The 22,774-nt window shown below is 67.6% G+C and carries 16 protein-coding genes; 7 read left to right on the plus strand and 9 right to left on the minus strand.

From position 1 onward, the window contains the following. The first annotated feature begins 309 nt into the window (after positions 1-309). The 4 genes from AC3WT0_RS14730 to AC3WT0_RS14745 all read left to right on the plus strand — a co-directional run bounded on the left by AC3WT0_RS14730 (position 310) and on the right by AC3WT0_RS14745 (position 5,859). On the plus strand, positions 310-2,640 hold the full coding sequence (locus tag AC3WT0_RS14730; RefSeq protein WP_492754175.1) for a glycosyltransferase family 4 protein: 2,331 nt from the start codon (positions 310-312) through the stop codon (positions 2,638-2,640). Between the two features lie 53 nt (positions 2,641-2,693). Then, a complete protein-coding gene (locus AC3WT0_RS14735; RefSeq protein WP_492754176.1) occupies positions 2,694-3,914 on the plus strand; it encodes a glycoside hydrolase family 130 protein in 1,221 nt (406 codons plus the stop codon). Between the two features lie 107 nt (positions 3,915-4,021). Next, entirely contained in the window at positions 4,022-4,483 is a 462-nt protein-coding gene (locus AC3WT0_RS14740) for a DUF4126 domain-containing protein (RefSeq protein WP_492754177.1), read from the plus strand. Then, positions 4,480-5,859, plus strand: coding sequence for an FAD-containing oxidoreductase (locus AC3WT0_RS14745; RefSeq protein ID WP_492754178.1), 1,380 nt, complete (start codon positions 4,480-4,482; stop codon positions 5,857-5,859). Before AC3WT0_RS14740 ends, AC3WT0_RS14745 begins: the two co-directional genes overlap by 4 nt. Positions 5,860-5,892: 33 nt before the next feature. Here the strand turns inward: AC3WT0_RS14745 and AC3WT0_RS14750 are convergent, their stop codons facing one another. From AC3WT0_RS14750 to AC3WT0_RS14780, 7 genes are all read right to left on the minus strand, one after another. After that, positions 5,893-8,154, minus strand: coding sequence for an NADP-dependent malic enzyme (locus AC3WT0_RS14750; RefSeq protein WP_492754179.1), 2,262 nt, complete (start codon positions 8,152-8,154; stop codon positions 5,893-5,895). 65 nt (positions 8,155-8,219) lie between these two features. Continuing rightward, positions 8,220-9,872 carry a DEAD/DEAH box helicase gene (locus tag AC3WT0_RS14755; RefSeq protein ID WP_492754180.1) on the minus strand — a complete coding sequence of 551 codons (1,653 nt, stop codon included), beginning with the start codon at positions 9,870-9,872 and terminating at the stop codon, positions 8,220-8,222. Between the two features lie 149 nt (positions 9,873-10,021). Then, positions 10,022-12,454 (minus strand): zinc-dependent metalloprotease, encoded by a 2,433-nt coding sequence (locus AC3WT0_RS14760; RefSeq protein ID WP_492754242.1) that lies wholly within the window; start codon positions 12,452-12,454, stop codon positions 10,022-10,024. A 97-nt stretch (positions 12,455-12,551) separates the two neighbouring features. Continuing rightward, positions 12,552-13,436 (minus strand): acyl-CoA thioesterase, encoded by an 885-nt coding sequence (locus tag AC3WT0_RS14765; protein WP_492754181.1) that lies wholly within the window; start codon positions 13,434-13,436, stop codon positions 12,552-12,554. After that, positions 13,436-14,572: an acyl-CoA dehydrogenase family protein gene (locus tag AC3WT0_RS14770; RefSeq protein ID WP_492754182.1), complete on the minus strand. Its 1,137-nt coding sequence runs from the start codon at positions 14,570-14,572 to the stop codon at positions 13,436-13,438. The genes AC3WT0_RS14765 and AC3WT0_RS14770 overlap by 1 nt, the downstream gene beginning before the upstream one ends. A gap of 3 nt (positions 14,573-14,575) precedes the next feature. Next, the gene (locus AC3WT0_RS14775) at positions 14,576-15,772 is read right to left on the minus strand and encodes an acyl-CoA dehydrogenase family protein (protein WP_492754183.1); all 1,197 of its coding nucleotides are present in this window, start codon (positions 15,770-15,772) and stop codon (positions 14,576-14,578) included. Then, positions 15,773-17,014, minus strand: a complete 1,242-nt coding sequence (locus tag AC3WT0_RS14780) for a serine hydrolase domain-containing protein (RefSeq protein ID WP_492754184.1) — start codon at positions 17,012-17,014, stop codon at positions 15,773-15,775. 117 nt (positions 17,015-17,131) lie between these two features. Between AC3WT0_RS14780 and AC3WT0_RS14785 the strand changes: the two genes are divergently transcribed. Beyond that, on the plus strand, positions 17,132-18,850 hold the full coding sequence (locus AC3WT0_RS14785) for a class I adenylate-forming enzyme family protein (protein ID WP_492754186.1): 1,719 nt from the start codon (positions 17,132-17,134) through the stop codon (positions 18,848-18,850). Here the strand turns inward: AC3WT0_RS14785 and AC3WT0_RS14790 are convergent. Next, a complete protein-coding gene (locus AC3WT0_RS14790) occupies positions 18,839-19,627 on the minus strand; it encodes an SDR family oxidoreductase (RefSeq protein WP_492754187.1) in 789 nt (262 codons plus the stop codon). The two genes, AC3WT0_RS14785 and AC3WT0_RS14790, sit on opposite strands and share 12 nt — an antisense overlap. Positions 19,628-19,687: 60 nt before the next feature. On the opposite strand from AC3WT0_RS14790, the gene AC3WT0_RS14795 reads away from it, so the two are divergent. Both AC3WT0_RS14795 and AC3WT0_RS14800 read left to right on the plus strand, forming a co-directional pair. Next, entirely contained in the window at positions 19,688-20,440 is a 753-nt protein-coding gene (locus AC3WT0_RS14795) for an ATP-binding cassette domain-containing protein (RefSeq protein ID WP_492754188.1), read from the plus strand. Positions 20,441-20,450: 10 nt separating this feature from the next. Next, complete coding sequence (locus AC3WT0_RS14800) at positions 20,451-22,016, plus strand: ABC transporter permease/substrate-binding protein (RefSeq protein WP_492754189.1); 1,566 nt, start codon at positions 20,451-20,453, stop codon at positions 22,014-22,016. On the opposite strand, the gene AC3WT0_RS14805 is transcribed toward AC3WT0_RS14800, so the two are convergent. Further along, positions 21,971-22,705 (minus strand): Crp/Fnr family transcriptional regulator, encoded by a 735-nt coding sequence (locus AC3WT0_RS14805; RefSeq protein WP_492754191.1) that lies wholly within the window; start codon positions 22,703-22,705, stop codon positions 21,971-21,973. The two genes, AC3WT0_RS14800 and AC3WT0_RS14805, sit on opposite strands and share 46 nt — an antisense overlap. Positions 22,706-22,774: the final 69 nt, after the last annotated feature.

A 22,774-nucleotide genomic window follows, 5' to 3' on the forward strand; every position in this document is an offset into this window, starting at 1 on the left:
GGTACGCGGCCAAGGGCCGTGGCCGGCATATCATCCGCCGTGCGGCGTAAGAAGACCTGCACCCGCGCCGCCGCCATGCAATACGATTTCCCGCCCGGCCGGACGGGATGGCCGATATGCACGACAGATGTTGAAATTTGGTGGAAACCTCGCCGCTGCGGCGCGTTGTTGACGCTAATTGACCTTCGACACGCCTCGCGCTTCCCCCGTTTCAGCGAATCATGTTGCGATGCAGCGGAACTTATGGCCTGCTGTGCGTTCTTCGACTCGGGGTGATGAGGGACCGAAACACAAACGGGATGATCGTTGATGAAGATGGAATGGCGCCGCGATCAACCGACCGCTCCCGGCATCCAGCGGGAGATTCGCCGAATCGCCCTGATCGGCAATTTTCCGCCGCGCAAATGCGGCATATCCACCTTCACCGAAGGCGTTCACAATGCGTTGAAGGCCGCCTTCCCGACCGCCGAGATCGATGTCGTCGCGATGCTCGACAAGGACTCGGTCTATGATTTCCCCGCGCCGGTAAAGGCGACGATCCGCCAGGATGACCATGACGCCTATCGCGCCGCAGCAGCGACGATCAACGCGATGCGGCCGGACGTGATCTGCGTCCAGCATGAGTTCGGTATCTTCGGCGGTCCGGCCGGCGCCTGGCTGCTCGACCTCCTCGATGCGCTCGATGCGCCGGTGGTGACGACGCTCCACACCGTGCTGTCCGATCCCAATGAGAGCCAGCGGCGCGTGACGCTGGGCCTCGCCCATCGTTCCTCGCGGCTGATCGTGATGTCAGATCGCGGCGCCGGCATCCTCCGCGAAACCTATGCGATTCCCGCACATCGCATCGCCGTGGTCCAGCACGGCGTCCCCGATCGCCCCTTTGCCGACAGCGCGGCCTTCAAGGATGCGCTCGGCCTTGGCGGGCATGAGCTGCTCTTCACCTTCGGCCTGCTGTCGCCCAACAAGGGCATCGAGCATATGATCGACGCAATGCCGCGCATCGTCGCGGCGCGGCCCGACGCGCTCTATCTGGTGCTGGGCGCGACGCATCCGCACCTCGTCGCGCACGAAGGCGAGGCCTATCGCGAACGGCTGATCGCGCAGGCGGCCGAACGCGGAGTCAGCGATCATGTCCGCTTCGTCAATCGCTATGCCGATGACGATACGCTGCTCTCCTATCTGGCCGCCGCCGACATTTATGTGACGCCTTACCTGCATCGCGAGCAGATCACGTCGGGCACGCTGAGCTTCGCGGTTTCGCTCGGCCGACCGGTGTTGTCGACGCCCTACTGGCATGCCGAGGATCTGATCGGCGAAGGTTGCGGCATCCTCGTGCCCTTCGCCGATCCCGATGCGCTGGCCCATGAGACGATCGCCCTGCTGACCGATGAAAGGCGCCGCCGTGCCATCGGCGAACGCGCCTATGAAGTCGGGCGCGCGATGGTTTGGAGCAAGCTTGCCGACAATTATATGCGCATCTTCCGTCAGGCGACGGAGAAGCCCGACAAGGTGGTGCGCCTGCGCCACCCCGTCCCGCGCGAACTGCCGGGCATCGCCTGGGGCGGTCTCGAGCGGCTGAGCGACGATTGCGGGATCGCGCAGCACGGCATCTTCTCGCTCCCCGATCGCAATCACGGCTATTGCCTCGACGACAATGCCCGCGCGCTGATCGCCGTGGGCGAGATCGCCGCGCTCCGCGATCCCGGCGCCGGCCTGCTGCGCCTCGCGCGCGTCTATGCGGCCTTCGTCCATCACGCCTGGGATGATGCGAAGGGCAGCTTCCGCAACTTCATGGGCTATGGCCGCGACTGGCTGGAGGATGAAGGGTCAGAGGACAGCATCGGCCGCGGTTTCTGGTCGGTCGCGAAGATCGCCGAATCGCGCATGCCCTCTGATCTCAAGTTGTGGGCGCGCTGGCTGACGCGGCGCGTGCTGCCGCGCGTCGCGACGCTGGAGGCGCCGCGCGCGCGCACGCTCGCCTTGCTCGGCCTCGTCGAACTGATCGAGGCACGACCCGAGGATGGCGAGGCGCTCGTCCTCGCCCGGCGCATCGGCGCCGAGCTCCACACCATGTTCGTCGCGGCGAGCGATGCCGAATGGCATTGGTTCGAGGATTATCTGACCTACGACAATGCCCGTTTTCCGGAAGCGCTGATTCGCGCCGGCCTGCTGCTCGGCGAGGGCGACTGGATCGAGACGGGGCTCAAGGCGCTGCGCTGGCTGTGCCGCACGCAGACCGGGATCGACGGCTGCTTCCGCCCCGTCGGCTCCGAAGGCTTCGGCCGTCGCCGCGTGGCGCCGGCGCCGTTCGACCAGCAGCCGATCGAGGCGAGCGCCACGATCGATGCGTGTATCGCCGCGCTCGCCGCCGATCCAGGGGGCGAATGGGCGGCGGAGGCGCGGCGCGCCTATAACTGGTTCCTCGGCGCCAACGATCACGGCATCAGCATCGCCATCGCCTCCGAAGGTGATTGCCATGACGGCCTCGTTCCCGAAGGCGTCAATCTCAATCAGGGTGCGGAATCGGTGATCTCATTCATCCGATCGACCTGCGCCATGCATCAATTGCGCGCGGCCAACGCGTCGTCGGAGGGAGAGGGCGAGCTTCTGCGCCCGGAAGGACGTCTGGGGGTTTCTTGATGCCAAAATTGCGGCATTTGCCGCTTCGATTGCAGCCGGATGCGGCCCGGGTCGTGATCCGGCCCTTCCATGTCCCGGTGAAGCCCAGCGGGATGGATCCGTCGCAACTTTCGCGCGCGCACCGCATCTTCGACGGCGTGCTCAAGATGGATGCGCGCACCTGCCTCGCCGAACTCGGCATCGTCTATCAGGATTTCGGCGACCGGCATTTCGACATCAGCGAGGTGTTCGAGCGCCGCTATCGCCAGATGGCCGAGGAACTGGGCTTCAACGGCCGGCTGCGCGCGCAGCAGCGCGAACTGGTCGGTGCCTATTTCTGCCACGAATATAGCTATGCCGCCGCCGCGCTGATGAACCCCAGCGTGGTGCCGCATCCCAACCAGTCTGGCTTGGCCGAAGGATCGATGCGCTTCGTCATGTCGCTGCGCGCGGTCGGCGAAGGGCATATCTCCTCGGTCGAGTTTCGCGAGGGCGTGCTGTCCGCGACGGGCAATGTCGAGCTGACCCGCCTGCCGCTCGTTTCGATGGCGCCCGAGGGGCGCGTCGACGGCGACGGCGCGCATGTTGCACGCGAACGACGCACGCCGCTGTCGGGCACCGTGCTTTTCCCGGTCACCCCCGCGCAGCGCAACGGGCTGGAGGATCTCCGCCTCGTCCGCTTCGAGGATAATGACGAAGGGCCGGTTTTCTACGGCACCTATACCGCCTATTCGGGGTCGACGATCCAGTCCGAACTGCTCACCACGCGCGATTTCGACAGCTTCGACCTCACGCCGCTTTCGGGCAGCGCCTCGGTCAACAAGGGCATGGCGTTGTTCCCGCGCCGGATCGACGGCCGCTATGCGATGATCGGCCGGCAGGACGGCGAGAGCATCTATTATCTCGAATCGGACGATCTGCTGCACTGGGACGGGGGCGAACGGATCATCACCCCGCTGCATCCGTGGGAACTGGTGCAGATGGGCAATTGCGGATCGCCCATCGAGATCGACGAAGGCTGGCTGCTCATCACCCACGGCGTCGGCGCGGTGCGCAAATATTCGATCGGCGCGGTGCTGCTCGACAAGGAAAATCCACGCAAGGTGATCGGCCGCACGCCGAGCCCGATCCTCTCGCCCGCCGACGACGATCGCAAGGGCTACGTCCCCAACGTCGTCTATACCTGCGGCGCGCTCACGTTCGGACGCCAGCTGTTCCTGCCTTACGGCATCGCCGATTCGATGGTCGGCTTCTGCTGGCTCGACATCGACGAGCTGGTGCGGGAATTGGTTTAGAGGATTTCCGGGCTGCGCCGCACAGCGCGCTCAGAACAACCGCAATCCCTGCTCGGCAGAATGACGATCGTCAGCTATAAGCCCTTCCAACAGGGAGGGTTTGTTCGATGATCTATCTCGCCGCACTGCTGATCGGCGTCGTCGCCGGCCTCCGCGCCATGATGGCCCCCGCAATCACCAGCTGGGCCGCGCATCTCGGCTGGATCAACGTCGAGGGCAGCTGGCTGGCCTTCATGGGCTGGCGCTTCACGCCGTGGATCTTCTCGCTGCTCGCCCTCGTCGAGCTCGTCACCGATCAACTGCCTGCGACCCCCAGCCGCAAGGTGCCGCAGCAATTCGGCGCGCGCATCCTGCTCGGCGGGCTTTCGGGCGGTACGGTCGGCGCTTCGGCGGGCCTGCTCTGGCCCGGCGTAGTTCTCGGCATCGTCGGAGCGGTGATCGGCACCTATGGCGGCGCGGCCGTGCGCGGGGGGCTGGCGAAGGCGTTCGGCAGCGATCGCCCGGCGGCGCTGATCGAGGATGCCGTGGCGATCGGCGGCGGGCTCGCCATCTTCTGCCTGTTGCTATGAGCCGGCGTTTCGACGCAATCGTCATCGGCGCGGGGCAGGCGGGATTGCCGCTTGCTGTCCGCCTCGCCAAGGCGGGGATGGAGGTGGCGATCATCGAACGCCATCTCGTCGGCGGCACCTGCGTCAACACCGGCTGCATGCCGACCAAGACGCTCGTCGCCAGCGCCTATGCCGCGCATCTCGCGCGCCGCGCCGCCGACTATGGCGTGGTGATCGACGGTCCGGTCGGCGTTGACATGGAGAAGGTCCGCGCCCGCGCGCTCGCCGTCGCGCATAACGCGCACGATAATGTCCTGAAATGGCTCGAAGGCGCCGATCGCGTCACGCTCATCCACGGCCAAGCCCGCTTCACCAGCCCCGACAGCATCGAAGTGAATGGCGAGACGCTGACGGCGGGCAAATTCTTCATCAATGTCGGCGGCCGCGCGACCGTGCCAGACATGCCGGGCGTCCGCGACATCGCGACGATGACCAACACGACGATCCTCGAGCTGGGCGAGCTGCCGCGTCATCTGGCGGTGATCGGCGGCTCCTATATCGGCCTCGAATATGCGCAAATCTATCGCCGCTTCGGCGCGCAGGTGACGGTGATCGAGAAGGGATCGCGCATCGTCGGCCGCGAGGATGAGCGCGTCTCGGCCGATATCCAGGCGATATTGGAGGCCGAGGGCATCGCCTTCCGCCTCGACGCCGAATGCATCGGCTTTGCGCCGCATGACGAAGGGGCGCTCGTCCATGTCGACTGCGACAGCGGCGATCGCGCCGTCGTCGCCTCGCACGTGCTGCTCGCGGTCGGCCGGCGACCCAATACCGACGATCTCGGGCTGGATGCGGCGGGCGTGGCGATCGACCCCCGCGGCAACATCGTCGTCGATGACGAGCTGCGCACCAACGTGCCGGGCATCTGGGCGATGGGCGATTGCAACGGACGCGGCGCCTTCACTCATACCAGCTATAATGATTTCGAGATCATCGCCGAAAATCTGCTCGACGGCGCGTCACGCCGCCTGAGCGACCGCATTTCCTGCTACGCGCTGTTCACCGATCCCCCGCTCGCGCGCATCGGCCTGTCGCGTGACGAGGCGCTGAAGCAGGGTCGGCGCATCAAGGTCGGCGAACGGCCGATGACGCGCGTCGGCCGCGCGGTCGAAAAGGGCGAGAGCCAGGGCTTCATGCAGATCGTGGTCGACGCGGAAAGCGATGCGATCCTCGGCGCGACCATCCTCGGCATCGGCGGCGACGAGGCGATCCACTGCATCCTCGACCTGATGTATGCCGGTGCGCCCGCCGATCGCCTGCGTCGGTCGGTCCATATCCATCCGACGGTCGCCGAATTGCTCCCGACGATCGCGGGCGAGCTCAAGCCGGTGGAATGAAATACAATCGTTCGGGCTCAGCCCGAACGCAGTTCAACCCTGCGCCACCGCGAACGCCGTCATGTTGACGATCCCGCGCGTCGTCGTCGCCGGCACCAGCACATGCACGGGCTTGGCCATGCCGAGCAGGATCGGCCCCACCGGCAGCCCTTCGGTCACCGAGGCGAGCAGGTTCAGTGCTATGTTGGCGGCGTCGAGCGAGGGCATGACGAGCAGGTTGGCCTGCCCCTGAAGCGTGCTGCTCGTCACCGCGCGGCCGCGCAGCACTTCGCTCAGCGCCAGGTCGGCATGCATCTCGCCGTCGACTTCCAGATCGGGCGCGCGGGCATGGATGAGCGCCAGCGCCTCGCGCATCTTGCGCGCGCTCGGCGAGTTGGACGCGCCGAAATTGGAATGCGAGACGAGCGCGACCTTGGGCGTGATGCCGAAACGCCCGACCTGCTCGGCGGCGAGCATCGTCATCTCGGCGATCTGCTCGGCGTCGGGATCGACCATCATGTGCGTGTCGCAGAAGAACAGGGTGCCGCGCGGCGTGATCAGTGCGGTCAGCGCCGATGCGCGCGCGACGCCCCTGGCGCGCGGGATGATCTCGACGACCATCTTCATGTCCGTCCACCAGTCGCCCGGCCCGCCGCACAGCGCGGCATCGACACGCCCCGTCTCCAGCAGCATCGCGGCGATGATCGTCGACCGGCGGCGCAGCCTGCGCCCGGCCTCGGCGGGCGGAACGCCGCGCCGCTCGACGATGCCGACATAGCGCTCGGCCAGCGCTTCCATCACCTCGGCGTCGCGCAGCGCGTCGAACACCTCGACATCCTCGCCAACGCGGAAACGCAGGCCCAGCCGGTCGCGCGCCGCCTCGATCCGGTCCTGCCGGCCGATCAGCACCGGCCGCGCCAGCCCTTCGTCGACCACCGTCTGCGCGGCGCGCAGCACGCGATCGGCCTCGCCCTCGGCATAGGCGACCTTGCGCAGCGGCCCGCGCCGCGCCGCTTCGAACAGCGGCATCATCAGCTGGGTCGAACGGTAGGAGAAGCGCGACAGCGAATTGCGATAGGCGTCGAAATCGGTGATCGGCCGCCGCGCGACGCCGCTGTCCCCCGCCGCCTTGGCGACGGCGGGTGCGATCTCCGTGATCAGGCGCGGATCGAAGGGCTTGGGAATGATATGCTCGGGGCCGAAGATCAGCCCTTCGTCGCCATAGGCATTGGCGACGCGTTCCTCGGGCGTCGCGCGCGCCAGCGCCGCCAGCGCCTCGACCGCCGCGACCTTCATCGCCTCGTTGATCTCGGTCGCGCCGACGTCGAGCGCGCCCCGAAACATGTAGGGGAAGCACAGCACGTTGTTGACCTGATTGGGATAGTCCGACCGGCCCGTCGCCACGATCGCGTCGGGGCGCGTCGCCTTGACCAGTTCGGGCAGGATTTCCGGATCGGGATTGGCCATGGCGAGGATCAGCGGCTTGTCGGCCAGCAGCGGCAGCCATTCGGGCTTGAATACGCGCGGCGCGGAAAGGCCGAGGAAGATGTCGGTGCCTTCGATCACCTCGGCCAGCGTCCGCGCATCGGTGTCGCGGGCATAGCGCGCCATATTGGGCAGCATCCCCGCGCGCCCCGAATGAATGACGCCTTCGATATCGGTCAGCGTGACATTCCCGACCGGCAGCCCCATCGCGACGAGCAGGTCGACGCAGGCCAGCGCCGCAGCGCCCGCGCCCGACGTGACGAGGCGGACGTCGGCTATGTCCTTGCCTTGCAGCAGCAGCGCGTTGCGCACGGCCGCGGCACAGACGATCGCGGTGCCATGCTGGTCGTCGTGGAAGACCGGGATTTTCATCCGCTGGCGCAGTTCCGCCTCGATCGCGAAGCATTCGGGCGCCTTGATATCCTCGAGGTTGATCCCGCCGAAGGTCGGCTCCAGCGCCGCGACGGCGTCGCAGAAGGCCTTGGGATCGGTCGTGTCCACCTCGATGTCGAATGCGTCGAGTCCGCCGAACTTGCGGAACAGAACGACCTTGCCTTCCATCACCGGCTTGGATGCGAGTGCGCCGATATGGCCGAGGCCCAGCACCGCCGTGCCGTTGGTGATGACGCCGACGAGGTTGGCGCGCGCGGTATAATCGTCTGCCGCCAGCGGATCGGCGGCGATCGCCTCGCACGCGGCGGCGACGCCCGGCGAATAGGCGAGCGCCAGATCGCGCTGAGTCTCCATCCGCTTGGTCGGTTCGACCGACAATTTCCCGGGACGGGGATAGCGATGATAATCGAGCGCGGCCTGGCGGAAATCTTCATCCATGGGGTCCTGCTATAAGCAGCGAGGCCCCATGGTCCAGCCCGAAAGACCCGTTCCGTAACGTCCCGTCAGGCGCGCCGCTTCATCGGGCGGTGGTGCGGACGGCGAACCGGCCCGCGCGCGTCGTTCGACGGCCCGTTCGAAGGCGCGATACGGACGCCGCCGTCGCTCTCGGGATCGTCGCTGGCGCTGCGCCGCACGGCCGACGCGAACTTGTCGGCAATGTCGCGCGGAATCTGGAAATGCGTCTCGCGGTCGCCGATGCGGATCGCGCCGACCTGGCCGCGCGACAGGTCGCCCCGGCGGCAGATCAGCGGCAGCAGCCAGCGGGGATCGGCGCGCTGGTTGCGACCGACGCCGATGCTGAACCAGGTCACGTCGTCGAATCCGGGGCGCTTTTCGGGCAGGCGACGGACATTGGGGTCAGACAGCTCCTCGGGCTGCGGCCGGCTCGCGCGGTGCGCGCGGACCAGTGCGGCGGCGATATCCTCGGCGCTGCGCTGCGCGAGGAGGCTCGCGGCGATCGCGCGATCTTCCTCGTCGGCGACGACGGGTTCGAGCAGCGCTGCGACGATGCGCTCGCGATCCTTCGCACGGATCGCGTCGGGGCTCGGCGCGTCGGTCCATTCGACTGGAATCCGCGCGTCGCGCAGCATCGATTCGACCCGACGTCGGCGTGCGGCGGGGACGACGAGCACGGCCGTGCCCTTCTTGCCCGCGCGCCCGGTGCGGCCCGAGCGATGCTGAAGCGTCTCGGCATCGCGCGGCAGCTCGGCGTGGATGACGAGGCTGAGGTCGGGCAGGTCGAGCCCGCGCGCGGCGACGTCGGTCGCGACGCAGACGCGCGCCCGGCGGTCGCGCAGCGCCTGCAGCGCATGGTTGCGCTCATTCTGGCTATGCTCGCCCGACAGCGCCACGGCGGCGAAGCCGCGCTCGACGAGGCTGGCATGGAGATGACGGACATTGTCGCGCGTCGCGCAGAAGACGATCGCGCCGTTCGCCTCGTGGAAACGAAGCAGGTTGACGACGGCGTTGACGATGTCGGCGGGGGCGACGGTCACGGCCTGATAGCTGATATCGCCATGGCCGCGCGCCTCGCCGATCGTCGAGATGCGCAGCGCGTCGCGCTGATAGGTCTGTGCGAGCATCGCGATCGGGCGCGGCATGGTCGCGGAGAAAAGCAGGGTGCGCCGGTCCTCGGGCGCGGCCTCGAGCAGCGCCTGCAGGTCGTCGCGGAAGCCCATGTCGAGCATCTCGTCGGCTTCGTCGAGCACGACGACGCGGAGCCCGCTGGTATCGAGCCGGCCATGTTCCAGATGGTCGCGCAGGCGGCCGGGCGTCCCGACCAGGATGTGCACGCCGCGCGACAGCATCCGCGCCTCGGCGCGCACGTCCATCCCGCCGACGCAGGCGCCGACGCGCGCACCGACCTTGGCGTAGAGCCAGCTCAGCTCGCGTTCGACCTGCAGCGCCAGCTCGCGGGTCGGCGCGATTACCAGCGCGAGGGGGGCGCCGGGACGATCGAGCGGCTCGTCGAGCAGCATGGCGGACATGGCGAGGCCGAAGGCGACGGTCTTGCCCGATCCGGTCTGCGCGGAGACGAGAAGGTCGCGCCCCATGGCTTCGGGGGCGAGCACCGCGGCCTGAACCGCAGTGAGGTCGCTATATCCACGCTCAGCGAGCGCAGCGCCGAGCGACGGCGGCACCGAATCAAAAGACATTTAGGTTCCGAAACTTATGTTCTGGGCGACCAGGATGAGGGGGCACCGACTCAAAGCGGCGGCCAGCCTCTTAGCAGAAGTTGCGGGTGCGCGCTACCATAGCAACGCGCACGAAGCGGATATGCCCTAACGTCCTGCCGCGATGGGGTTCAATTGCCCTCCATTCCCATCCAGTCATCCTCGGCGCCGATCGGCATGCCGGGCGGCACGCGCGCCATGCGCCCCTTGTCGGCCGCCGCCTTGTCGAGCGCCTCGCGGTCGGCGAGCAGGCGCGATAGCCCGCGCGCCCATGCCGTCTCCCCGGCATCGCCCGGACGCCTGGCGAGCGTCGCGGAAAGCCGCGTCAGCCGGTCCTCGATCGCAACGGCGGCATCAGGCGCGGTCGCCGGATCGCGCGCGGCGCGCGCCAGCGCCAGCGCCGTGGACGTCGCCACGCGGCGGCGGATCGCGGCCAGCCGGCCGCCATCTTTCGCATCGAAGGTCGCGGAAATCAGCCGATCGACCACGCCATCGACGCCGGGCAGCGATGAGTCCCTGATATGCTGGCCGGAAAGCCGCGCCAGACGCGCCGGCGCGAGCAGCACCATCAGCGTCTGCGCCGCTTTGGCATCGGCGGCGGCCAGCGGATCGAAAACCGTCCCGCCCGCCGTCTTGAATATCTCGATGTCATATTGCCGGTCGTCGTCGCCCGACCATCCCGCCGACAGCATCGGCAGCAGCGCCGGCGGCACTTCGAGCGAGGCGGGAGCGAGCGTCGCGAGCAGCGCGTTCAGCGCATGATCCTGCATCGCGGCGGGAACGGCGGCCGCCGTCTCGCGCCCGTCGCCGATCACAGAATAGGCATAGTCGACCCCGCCCAGCAGCTTGCCTGCCGCTTCGACCTGATAGCGGTCGAGCAGCCAGATCGGCACGAATTTGCGCCGGAGATTGGCGACCGCCTCGCCGGGCGAAAGCGCGCTCAGCCCGAAGCGCGAGAGCGCGGCCTGCCGCACCCCGGCCATGCGGTCGAGCTCGGCGGCCGGATCGGCTCCGTCGTCCCACAGGCTGCCCCAGGGCTGGCCGGTGTCGGGCGAACGCGCGTCGCTGTCGGTCGCGTAGCGCAGCCCTTCCTTCACGCCCGCACTGGCCATCGCCTGCGCTTCCGCTTCGCTCGCCGATCCGTAGAGCCATTTGACGACATAATCGTCCCATCGGCCGGTGCCGTTGCCATAGGCGTCGGACAGGTCGGGCACGCCCGCCTTCACGCCGATACGCGGCGCGGGATAATCCATCACCGAGAAGCGTCCTTGCGTGCTCGCGGCAAAATTATGCGCGAAGCCCAGAGCGTGGCCGACTTCGTGCGCGGCGAGCTGGCGGAGGCGCTGGAGCGAGACCTGCACCGGATCATTGGGGCCGCCCGTGCCGATCTTGTCGGCGCCGACCAGCCCCTCGAAGATCAGCATGTCCTGCCGCACGCGCAGCGAGCCGAGCATGACGTTGCCCTTGATGATCTCGCCCGTGCGCGGATCGGTCACCGCCTGCCCGTAGGACCAGCCACGCGTCGCGCGGTTGACCCAGTTGACGATATTGTAGCGCAGATCGAGCGGGTCCACGCCTTCGGGGAGGATCTCGACCTTGAAGGCGTCGATGAAGCCAGCCTTGTCGAATGCGTCGGCCCACCAGCGCACGCCGTCCGCCAGCGCCGACCGGATGGGTTCGGGCGCGGCGCGATCGATATAGAAGATGATCGGCTTCCTGACCGGCGAGCGCGCAGCAGTTGGATCGGTCTTTTCGAGGCGGAAGCGGTTCGCTAGTTCATAGACGACGGGCGCGCCGAGCGGCGTGCCGTAATCGAGCACCTGCGTCGCGAAGACGCCGCCGCGCGGATCGAAGCGCAACGGCTTGTAGCCGGGCGCGGGCAGCCGCACGAAGCTGTGGCGGACGACGAAGCTGAGATTGCCGTCGACCGGCGCGATGTTGCGCGTCTCGGCGCCGGGGCTCGACGATGTGAAGGTCTGGCGCGCCTCGATCTCGATATTGTCGGGAAACACCTTCACCGATCCGGTATCGACCGCAGACAGCGCGGCGTTGAGCGCGAAGCCCTTTTCCTCGCGGTTGAGCGCGTCGGCGATCCCCATCATGTCGCCCGCGAGCATCGGCGCGATATCCACGGTGAAGCTGCCGTCGGCATTGTCGCTTTCGATCTTGCCGATCCACACCGTCGAATAGGCGAAGCTGTCGCGTGCCGCCTGCGCCTCGTCGGCGGGAACGCCGGTCGCGCGGAAGCGGGGATTCTCATATTCCGCCGCGACCTTGTTGCCGATCCGCCGGAAGACGAGCAGCCGCGATCCGCTGTTCGCCCCGCGATCGAGCATGATGTTGGCCGATCCCAGCCCGGTGCGCAGCGCATTGGCGTAGATGAAGCGGCCGGCGATCCCGTCCTTGTCGGGCGCGGGCAGGCGGAACAGGATCTTGCCCTGCTTCTGATCGACATCGACAGGGAGAAGGCCGCTGAGGCTTTTGGTCGAGGAGGCCGCAGGCGTAGGCCCTGTCGCCGCATCCGCCGGCGTCGCCAGCATGAAGGCCAGCGCCAGCAGGGTCATGTTACGCACCACGTCATTCCCCCTGATTGGCCCGGTCGATCCGGGCAGTCGAACTCGCCCTTCCTTCACCTTTTCGGCCGGGAATTGAAGCGGTTTTTCAGGCCGGATCGCGCTGGCGGATCAGGCCTTCCTGCGCCGCGCTGGCGATCAGCCGGCCGTCGCGCGTGAAGATCAGCCCGCGGTTGAAGCCGCGCGCGCCGCCCGCCCAAGGGCTGTCGGTGGCGTAAAGCAGCCAGTCGTCGACGCGGAAGTCATCGTGCAGCCACAGCGCATGGTCGAGGCTGGCGCTCTGGATCCTGCCCGTCATCCAGTGGACGCCGTGCGGGCGCATCGCCGTGCCCAGCAGATACATGTCCGATGCATAGGCGAGCATCGCGCGGTGGAGCATCGGGTCGTCGCCGACCGGCCCCGCGGCCTTGAACCAGATGCGCTGCTCGGGAACCTCTTTCGCCTCGGGCATCCAGTTCTGCGGCCCGACGGGACGGAGGATGAAGGGACGCCTGCGATTGAAGATCGGCAGGAAGCGCTCCGGGATCGTCTCGATCCCCGGCTGGCGCGGATCATTCTCGTCGAGCAGCGTCTCGGGCGGCGGCACGTCGGGCATCGGCAGCTGGTGCGACAGCCCCTCTTCCCGACGATGGAATGATGCCGCCATGTTGAGGATCGGCTGCCCCTGCTGGAAGGCGATCACACGCCGCGTGGAGAAACTGCCCCCGTCATAGTCGCGCGCCACGCGGTAGATGATCGGATGGTTCTCGTCGCCCGGGCGCATGAAATAGGCGTGGAGCGAATGGGCGATCCGATCGGCATCGACCGAACGCTGGCCGGCGACCAGCGCCTGCGCGATCACCTGGCCGCCGAACACGCGCCCCTCCCCGCCGGGGCGTCGCGCGCCCCGGAACAGGTCGACATCGATCTGCTCGACATCGAGGAGCGTGGTCAGCCCGGCGACCAGCTGTTCGGGCGTCTCGTCTTCCGCCATCAATAGCCCGCCGCGCGCGCGAGCTGATCGGCCTGGTAATTGGCATCGCCGAACAGTTCCTGGAGCACGCGGCCGCGCTTCATGTAGAAGCCGATGTCATATTCGTCAGTCATGCCGATCCCGCCGTGCATCTGCACGCCTTCCTGCACGGCGAGCGTGGTCGCGAGCCCGGTCATCGCCTTGGCGACCATCGCCGCGCGATCGGCGTCATCGGCCCCGGCGTCAAGCAGCTGCTGCGCCTTGAGCACGGCGGCCCGCGCCACTTCCATCTCCGAATAGAGATGCGCCGCGCGATGCTGGAGCGCCTGGAAGCTGCCGATCGCGACGCCGAACTGCTTGCGCTGCTTCAGATAGTCGACGGTCATGTCGACCGCGGCGCCGCCGACGCCCAATGCCTCGGCGGCCGCACCCGCACGGCCGGCCGCCAGCGTCTTGCCCAGCAATGCCCAGCCGCCGTCGACTTCGCCGATCACCGCATCGGCGTCGACCTCGACGCCCGCGAAATCGAGGCGCGCGGCAAGGCTGGCGTCGGCCAGCCGCTCTGCGTGGGCGGAAAGGCCCTTGGCATCGCGGGGCACCGCGAACAGCGTGATCCCAGCTTCCTCGTCAGCGCCGCCTGCGGTGCGTGCCGAGACGATGACGAGATCGGCGACATGGCCGTGGAGGACGAAGCCCTTGCTGCCCGAGAGGCGGAAGCCGTTACCCGATCGCTCGGCCTTGAGCGCGACGCGCGAGGGGCGATGCTTGGCGCCTTCGTCGATCGCCAGCGCCGCGACGGCATCGCCCGCCGCGATGCGCGGGAACCAGGCATCGCGCTGGGCCTGCGATCCGCCCTTCAGCGCGGTGACGGCGGCGACGGCGGTCGACAGCAAGGGCGAGGGCGTGAGGTTGCGCCCGATCTCCTCGAGCACCACGCCCGCTTCGACATGACCAAGGCCGAGCCCGCCTTCGTCCTCGCCGATCAGGATCGAGGTGAAGCCCATTTCGGCGAACTGCTTCCACAGCGCGGGCGCGAAGCCCGTCGCATCGCCCGCATCGCGCAGGCCGCGCATATGCTTCACCGGCGCATTCTCACCCACGAAGTCGCGCGCCGTGTCACGGAGCATGACCTGTTCGTCATTCAGGAAAAGCGGCATGGATCAGGCTCCCGGAAGCTCGAGGATACGCTTGGCGATGATGTTGAGCTGGACTTCGCTCGTGCCGCCTTCGATCGAATTGGCCTTGGTGCGCAGCCAGGCGCGGGGCTTCGCCCCGTGGCTGCCCGCATCGCTTTCCCATTCGAGCGCGGGGCTGCCGCCCGCCGCCATCACCAGCTCGTAGCGCGCCTTGTTCAGCTCGGTGCCGTAATATTTCATCATCGAGGGCTGTGCCGGATGCGCCCGGCCTGCCTTCAGCTCATCGATGAAGCGTTCTGACATGGCGCGGAACGCCGCCTCGCGCACCTCGAACAGCGCGATCTGGCCGCGCAGCAACGGATCGTCGAGCCGTCCCTCGGCATCGACGCCGATCGCCGCCTTGGCCTGCGCGGGAAGCGCGGCCGGGCCGCCGCTGCCCAGACCGCCGCCGCCAAGGCCCATGCCAGAGATCATCTCGCGCTCATGCCCCAGCAGATATTTGGCGACGTCCCAGCCCTTGTTGAGGTCGCCGACAAGCTGGTCCTTGGGCACTTCGACATTGTCGAAGAAGGTTTCGCAGAAAGGCGAATAGCCCGAGATGAGCAGGATCGGCTTGGTCGAGACGCCTGGGCTTTCCATGTCGAACAGCACGAACGAGATGCCGTTGTGCTTGTTCGTCGGATCGGTGCGGACGAGGCAGAAGATCCAGTCCGCCTTGTCGGCATAGCTGGTCCACACCTTCTGGCCGTTGAGGAGGAAATGGTCGCCTTTGTCCTCCGCGCGGGTCGCGAGGCTGGCAAGGTCCGATCCGGCATTGGGTTCTGAATAACCCTGGCACCAGCGGATCTCGCCCCGCGCGATCTCGGGCAGGAAGCGCTTCTTCTGCGCTTCGTTGCCATATTTGAGCAGCGCCGGCCCGAGCATCGAGATGCCGAAGCTGTTGAGCGGGTTGCGGCAACGCAGCGCCGCCATTTCCTCGCGCAATATCTTGGTCTCGGCGGGCGAAAGGCCGCCACCACCATAATCCTTCGGCCAGTCGGGCACTGTCCACCCGCGTGAGGCCATCGCGTCGAGCCATGCCTTCTGGTCGGTGCCGAGCTTCGCCTTGCGGCCGCCCCACACGATGTCGTCCTCGCCGCGCACCGGCTTGCGCATCGACGGCGGGCAATTCGCCTCCAGCCAGGCGCGCGTTTCGGCGCGGAATGTTTCGAGGTCGGTCACTTACTTCTCTCCTGCTTTCGTCTCGGTCAGCGCCGCGTAGATCATCGTCTTGAGTTCGCGACGGATCGGCCATGTGCTCGACGGGCTGAGCTGGGCCATGAAGATCATGATGAGGCGCTCGACCGGGTCGATGAAGAAGGCGGTCGAGAACATGCCGCCCCAATAATATTCGCCGACCGATCCGGGCAGCATCGTCCGCGCCACATCGATATTGACCGCGAAGCCGAGGCCGAAGCCGGTGCCGGCATTGGCCGCCTCGCTGAACAACGATTTTGACATGCCCGCCAGATCGCCATTCCCCGGCAGATGGTTCATCGTCATCAGCGCGACCGTCTTGGGGGAAAGCAGCCGCGCCCCGTCCAGCTCGCCGCCGTTGAGCATCATCCGGCAGAAGCGATGATAGTCGGCCGCGCTCGACACCAGCCCGCCGCCGCCCGAGAACTGCTTCGGCGTCTTCAGCCAGGCGCTCTCCTCGGCGCGGTCGTACATGACGACGCCCTTTTCGGGGTGCTGGGTATAGCAGTCGGCAAGCCGATCGATCTTCGCCTGCGGCACCACGAAGCCGGTATCGTCCATGCCGAGCGGCGCGAAGATATGATCGCGAAAGAAGGCGTCGAGCGGCTGGCCCGAGACGCGCTGGACGACAAGGCCGAGTATGTCGGTCGAGACCGAGTAGTTCCATTCGTCGCCGGGCGAGAATTCCAGCGGAATCTTGCCCAGCTCGGCCGCCATCGAATCCAGATCGTGCGGGCCGTGCCAGTTTTCCAGCCTGGTTTCGCGATAGGCGGCGTCGATGTTGCTGCGATACTGGAAGCTGTAGCTGAGCCCCGACGTATGGCGCAGCAGATCGATCATCCGCATCGGCCGTTCGGTGGCGCGCGTGGCGAAGGGCGCGCCGCCGCCGCCGCCCGTGCGCACCGTCAGCCCCTTGAACTCGGGGATGATGCGATGAACCGGGTCGTCGAGCGAAACCTTCGCCTGCTCGACCAGCATCATGAACGCGACCGAGGTGATCGGCTTGGTCATCGATGCGATGCGGAACAGCGCGTCGGCAGTCATCGGGCGGCCGTCGTCGCGCAGTGCGCCTTGCGCATTGAAATGGATCGGGTCGTCGTCGCGGCTGACGAGCAGCTGGGTGCCTTTGAAGCGGCCGGGCGCGATGTAGCTGTCGGCGATGAACCGGTCGATGCGCTCAAGCCGACCGGCATCGAAGCCGCGGCTGGCCGGATCGATCGTCTTCATGCCCTTCTCCTGCACGTCATTCTATGCGCCGACTATCGCCTTGAGCTTGAGGCAAATCAACAATATCCCTTGGAAAAGCGTGCGTTTCCGGGCGACTCGCGGGGGGTGGAGAGGCTTATGGCTGAAGCTGACGTTACGGCATGGCCGGCATTGTCGCTGCAGAGGATCGAGGAGATTCTCTGCGCGCCCGGCGAGCGGTTCGAGATGGAAAGCGTTCCGATTCGCGGGGTTGCGACGCGGGTGTGGAAGAATGCCCCACCGAATCTCTCTGCCCTCGTCGCCTTCTCGCGCTCGCACGGCGAACGGCTCGCGACCATTCATCTCGACGAGCGCGTAACCTATGAGGCGCAGCACCGCGCGATCGCGGCGCTGGCACGCATCCTCGGCGAACGCGGCGTCGGCAAGGGCGACCGCGTGGCGATTGCGATGCGCAACCTGCCCGAATGGCCCGTCGCCTTCTTCGCGATCGTCTCGATCGGGGCGATCGCGGTGCCGCTCAATGCCTGGTGGACGGGGCCGGAGCTCGAATATGGCCTCAAGGATTCGGGCGCGCGCGTGTTGATCGCCGATGCCCAGCGCTGGGATAGGATCGCGCCACACAGCGCCAATCTGCCCGCGCTCGAACATGTGCTCGTCGCGCGCGCGATCGGCGATCTGCCGCGCGACGCCGAGGCGCTGGAGCATCTGATCGGCGTGCCCGCAAGCTGGGCGGCGCTTCCCGACAGCCCGATCGCCGACGCCGGCATCGCCCCTGACGACGAAGCGACGATCTTCTACACCAGCGGCACCACCGGCGCGCCGAAGGGCGCGCTCGGCACGCACCGCAATCTCGTCACCAATATCTTCTCGACTGCTTTCAATGCCGCGCGCACCGCGCTGCGCCGGGGGGAGGCGCCGCCGGCGCCTGCGCCGCGCACGATGCTGACGGTCATCCCGCTCTTCCACGTCACCGCGTGCAGCGCGGGGCTCATGGGCTGCGTGGCGGCGGGCAACACGATCATCTTCATGCCGCGCTGGGATGCGCTCGAGGCGATGACGATCATCGAGCGCGAGCGGGTCCATGTCACCGGTGGCGTGCCGACGATCGCTTGGCAGCTTATCGAGCATCCCGAGCGGCATCGCTTCGACCTGTCGAGCCTCGAATCGATCGCTTATGGCGGCGCGCCCGCCGCGCCAGAGCTGGTGCGCCGCATTCGCGAGGAATTCGGCGCGATGCCCGGCAATGGCTGGGGCATGACCGAAACGATGGCGACGGTCACCGGCCATTCGGCGGAGGATTATCTCAACCGCCCCGACAGTTGCGGGCCGGCGGTCGCGGTCTCCGACCTCGAGATCAGGGGCGAGGACGGCGTGACCGTGCTCGGCATCGGCGAGGTCGGCGAACTCTGGGCGCGCGGCCCGCAGATCGTCGCCGGCTACTGGAACAGGCCCGATGCGACGGCGGCGACCTTCGTCGAGGGCTGGGTGCGGACGGGCGATCTCGCCCGGCTCGACGAGGAAGGCTTTTGTTATATCGTCGATCGCGCCAAGGACATGATCCTGCGCGGCGGCGAGAATATCTATTCGGCCGAGGTCGAAAATGCGCTGTATGCGCATCCGGCGGTGACCGACGCGGCCATGGTCGGCATCCCGCACCGGACGCTGGGCGAGGAGCCGGGCGCCGTCGTCCACCTCGCGCCGGGCACGAACGCGACCGAGGCCGAGCTCCAGGACTGGGTGCGCGAGCGGCTCGCCGCGTTCAAGGTGCCGGTGCGCATCCTGTTTTCGGACGATACGCTGCCGCGCAATGCCAACGGCAAGATCCTCAAGAAGGATCTGAAGGCCTTATTCCTGTGAATCCAGCCTTCGCCGCATCCGCTTGAGCATCCACGGTGCGAAGCGGACGGCGAAGGCGAGGCGCTTCGCGGTCTTGCCGACGACGGTGTGGACCTTCTCGCCATGCGCAGCGTCCCACGCTGCCTGTGCCACGACTTCCACCGGCGTGAACTCCAGCCCGGCGGCGACCACGCCGTCGCGTGCCGTGGCGTTCGATCCCGCGGTGGGGATATTGAGCAGCGGCGTGTCGATGAAGCTCGGCATGATCGAGCGCACCTTGATGCCGCGTGCTTCCCATTCGCCGTTCAGCGCTTCGGTCAGCCCGCGCACCGCGAACTTGGTCGCGGCATAGACGGCAAGGTTGGGCGCACCATAAAGCCCCGCCGCCGACGAGGTGTTGAGCAGGCACGATCCGGGCGTCGCCTCCAGATAGGGCAGGCCGGCCTCGGCACCATGCATCACGCCCTTGAAGTTGATGTCGACGATCAGGTCGTGATCGGCTTCGCTCTCCGCCTCGAAGGGGCCGCCGCGCGCGATGCCGGCATTGTTGAACAATATGTCAAGCCGCCCTCCGCTCTTCGCGGTGAAATCGGCGAGCGCCCGGCGCCAGTCGCCCCGGTCGCGCACGTCCATCACGTGGATGCTGGCATTGTCCGGCCCGATCAGCCGGGCAGTCTCGATCATGCCGGCTTCGTTGACGTCGCCCAGCCCGACCAGCCAGCCGCGCCCGGCGAACAGAATCGCCGTTGCCCGCCCGATGCCCGATCCGCCGCCGGTGATGAAGATCGCCTTGCGCATATGTCGTCCTCCCCTTTTCTATATTGTTTACCTTGGCTGACGCTCGCGTAAACTGGGCACGTGACGCGCGGACCCGACATCGGCCTGGAAGGCGTGAAGAAGCGCTTCGGTGCGACCGAGGCCGTGGCGGGGGTCACGTTGACGATCGCCGGCGGCAGCTTCGTCGCGCTGGTCGGGGCGTCGGGATCGGGCAAGTCGACCCTGCTCAAGACGATCAACCGCCTTGTGGAGCCGGACGAGGGCCATGTGCTCGTTGGCGGCGCGGCGGTCGGCGGCCGGCCGGTCGAGGGGCTCAGGCGGCGGATCGGCTATGTCTTCCAGAATGTCGGGCTCTTCCCGCATCTGACGGTGGCGGAAAATGTCGCGATCGTGCCGCGCCTCGAAGGCCGGTCCGCGCCCGTCGCCGATCTGCTCGATCTTGTCGGCCTCGCGCCCGAACATGGCGCGCGCTATCCTGCTATGTTGTCGGGGGGACAACGCCAGCGCGTGGGCGTGGCGCGTGCGCTGGCGGGCGAACCCGGGCTGATGCTGATGGACGAGCCGTTCGGCGCGCTCGATCCGGTGACGCGCGATCAGATCGGCACCGCCTATCGCGCGCTTCACGATCGACTTGGGCTGACCACGCTGATGGTGACGCACGACATGGCCGAGGCGCTGCTCCTCGCAGACCGCGTACTGGTGATGGCGGCGGGGCGCGTGGTCGCCGATGCGACGCCGCGCGCCTTGCTGGCGGGGGAGGCGGGGCCGGAGGCCGATGCGCTGGTCGCGGTGCCGCGCGCGCAGGCGGAGCGTTTGCGGGCGATCGGCGGATGAGAGGCGGCGGATGAACAGCGCGCTGGCCCGGCTGCCCGATCTGCTCGCGGCGCATGTGCTGATCTCCGTCGCGGCTTTGCTGCTGGGGCTGGCGATCAGCCTGCCGCTCGCCGTGGCGGCCGCAAGGCGGCCCTGGCTCGCGCGGATCGCGCTCGGCCTTGCAAGCCTCGTGCAGACGATACCCGCGCTGGCGCTGCTCGCGCTTTTCTATCCGGTCCTGCTCGGCATCTCGGCTTTGGTCGGGGGCGGGATTCCGGCGCTCGGCTTCCTGCCCGCGCTGCTTGCGCTCGCGCTTTACGCCGTGCTGCCGATCCTCAGGAACGCCGTCACCGGACTGACGGGCATCGATCCCGCAGTGATCGAGGCGGCCGACGGCGTCGGCATGACCCGCGCGCAGAAGCTGCGGATGGTCGAAGCGCCGCTCGCCGCGCCCGTGGTCATGGCCGGCATCCGCACCGCCGCGGTCTGGACGATCGGAGCGGCGACGCTCTCGACCACGGTCGGCTGCCCCAGCCTCGGCGACCTGATCTTCGCCGGCCTGCAATTGCAGGACTGGACGCTGGTGCTCACCGGCTGCATCGCCGCCGCCCTGCTCGCGCTGGCGGTCGACGCACTGCTCGGGCTGGTCGAGCGCGGCATCCGCCTGCGCCGGCGCTGGATGCTTGCGGTCGGCCTCGTTCCGATCCTCGCCGGCACGCTGGCGGCGGCGCTGCCTGCCGTCCTTCCCGCACCGCCCACCGTCACGATCGGGGCCAAGAATTTCTCCGAGCAATATATACTCGCGCGGCTGATCGGCCGGCGGCTCGAGGCGGCGGGCTACCGCGTGCGCTACAGCGACGGGCTGGGGTCGAGCGTCATCTTTCGCGCGCTCGCCGCCAATGATGTCGACGTCTATGTCGACTATGCCGGCACATTATGGGCGAACGAGATGCGCCGGACGGACAATCCGCCGCCGCCCGCGATGGACGCGCAGATCGCGACATGGGCCTCGACGACCTACAAGGTGCTTTCGCTCGGCTCGCTGGGTTTCGAGAATGCCTATGCGATCGCGGTGCGCGGTGCCGATGCCGAACGGCTCGGCATGGCGACGCTCGACGATCTCGCCGCGCATTCCGCAACGATGACGCTGGGTGCGGACCTGGAATTTCTCCAGCGCCCCGAATGGGCGGCCTTGAAGGCGGCCTATCCGTTCAGCTTCGCCGCCACGCGCTCCTATGCGCCGACTTTCATGTATCGCGCGATCCAGAGCGGCGCGGTCGATGCGATCTCGGCCTTTTCGTCGGACGGGCGGATCGCGGCGCAGCAGCTCGTCGTCATGACCGACACCAGACATGCGCTGCCGGGCTATGATGCGCTGTTGCTGGTCGGGCCGCGCTATGCGGGCGACGCGCGCTTCGTGAATGCGCTTCGTCCCCTGATCGGCAGGATCCCGGTCGAGCTGATGCGCCGCGCCAATTACCTCGCCGATCGCGATCAGGACAAGCAGAGCCCGGCCGCCGTCGCCGCGCTGCTCGACGCGGCGATCGCGCCTCAGGCCGATGCCGGCGGAAACCAGCTCGTGTCGATGTCGCGATAGCGATCGATGAACTCGCAATATTCGGCCAGCTGCTGCTCGTCGACGATGGCGATCGCCCGGCCGTCGCGGATGATGCAGCCTTCCTCGGTCAGCTCGCGCAGCATGCGGTTCACATGCACCGGGGTCAGCCCCACCGCATCGCCGATGTCCGCCTGTGTCAGCCGCAGCTCGTAGCGATTGGTGACGCTGCGGTCGGTGATCCGCAGCCGCCCGAGCATCTCGAGCAGGAAGGCCGCGACGCGCGCCTTGCCTTCGGTGCGGCCCAGCGATTTGAGCCGGTCGCTCAGCGCGACATTCTCGATCATGCCGATCGAATAGAAAAGCGCGGCGAGGCGGGGGTGGGCGATGAAGATCTCGCGCAGCGCCGCACGCGGGAAATGGCAGACGACCGAGTCGACGATCGCGGTCGCCGATGCCGGCGCGCGCCGCCAGGGTATGCCGGTGGTGCCGACGAGATCGCCCGAATGATAGATGCGCAGGATCTGGCGCTCGCCGCCCTTCAGCAGCGAAGCCGAGAGCAGAAGCCCCTCGCGCAGCACGTAAAGCCCGTCGCCGCTGTCGCCTTCCTCGACCAGCGTCTCGCCCGCGTCGAGCGGCTCGGGATTGTCCTCGAGCACGGCCAGCGCGCGCTTCTCGGCGTCGGTCAGCGGAAGATGATGGTTGAGCTTTTCAACGAAGCAACTGGACACGCGGCGGCTCTCCCCGGGGGGCGTCTGATGCCCCTCGGCGGGATGCTAACGCGCGAAATGCCATGTCGG

Source organism: Sphingomonas sp. EU05-FHT14C10, assembly GCF_058790595.1.

Coding starts and splice junctions, on each gene's coding strand:
- AC3WT0_RS14730 (WP_492754175.1), top strand. CDS start 310: ATGAAGATGGAATGGCGCCGCGATCAACCGACCGCTCCCGGCATCCAG.
- AC3WT0_RS14740 (WP_492754177.1), top strand. CDS start 4,022: ATGATCTATCTCGCCGCACTGCTGATCGGCGTCGTCGCCGGCCTCCGC.
- AC3WT0_RS14745 (WP_492754178.1), top strand. CDS start 4,480: ATGAGCCGGCGTTTCGACGCAATCGTCATCGGCGCGGGGCAGGCGGGA.
- AC3WT0_RS14750 (WP_492754179.1), bottom strand. CDS start 8,154: ATGGATGAAGATTTCCGCCAGGCCGCGCTCGATTATCATCGCTATCCC.
- AC3WT0_RS14755 (WP_492754180.1), bottom strand. CDS start 9,872: ATGTCTTTTGATTCGGTGCCGCCGTCGCTCGGCGCTGCGCTCGCTGAG.
- AC3WT0_RS14760 (WP_492754242.1), bottom strand. CDS start 12,454: ATGACCCTGCTGGCGCTGGCCTTCATGCTGGCGACGCCGGCGGATGCG.
- AC3WT0_RS14765 (WP_492754181.1), bottom strand. CDS start 13,436: ATGGCGGAAGACGAGACGCCCGAACAGCTGGTCGCCGGGCTGACCACG.
- AC3WT0_RS14770 (WP_492754182.1), bottom strand. CDS start 14,572: ATGCCGCTTTTCCTGAATGACGAACAGGTCATGCTCCGTGACACGGCG.
- AC3WT0_RS14780 (WP_492754184.1), bottom strand. CDS start 17,014: ATGAAGACGATCGATCCGGCCAGCCGCGGCTTCGATGCCGGTCGGCTT.
- AC3WT0_RS14785 (WP_492754186.1), top strand. CDS start 17,132: ATGGCTGAAGCTGACGTTACGGCATGGCCGGCATTGTCGCTGCAGAGG.
- AC3WT0_RS14790 (WP_492754187.1), bottom strand. CDS start 19,627: ATGCGCAAGGCGATCTTCATCACCGGCGGCGGATCGGGCATCGGGCGG.
- AC3WT0_RS14800 (WP_492754189.1), top strand. CDS start 20,451: ATGAACAGCGCGCTGGCCCGGCTGCCCGATCTGCTCGCGGCGCATGTG.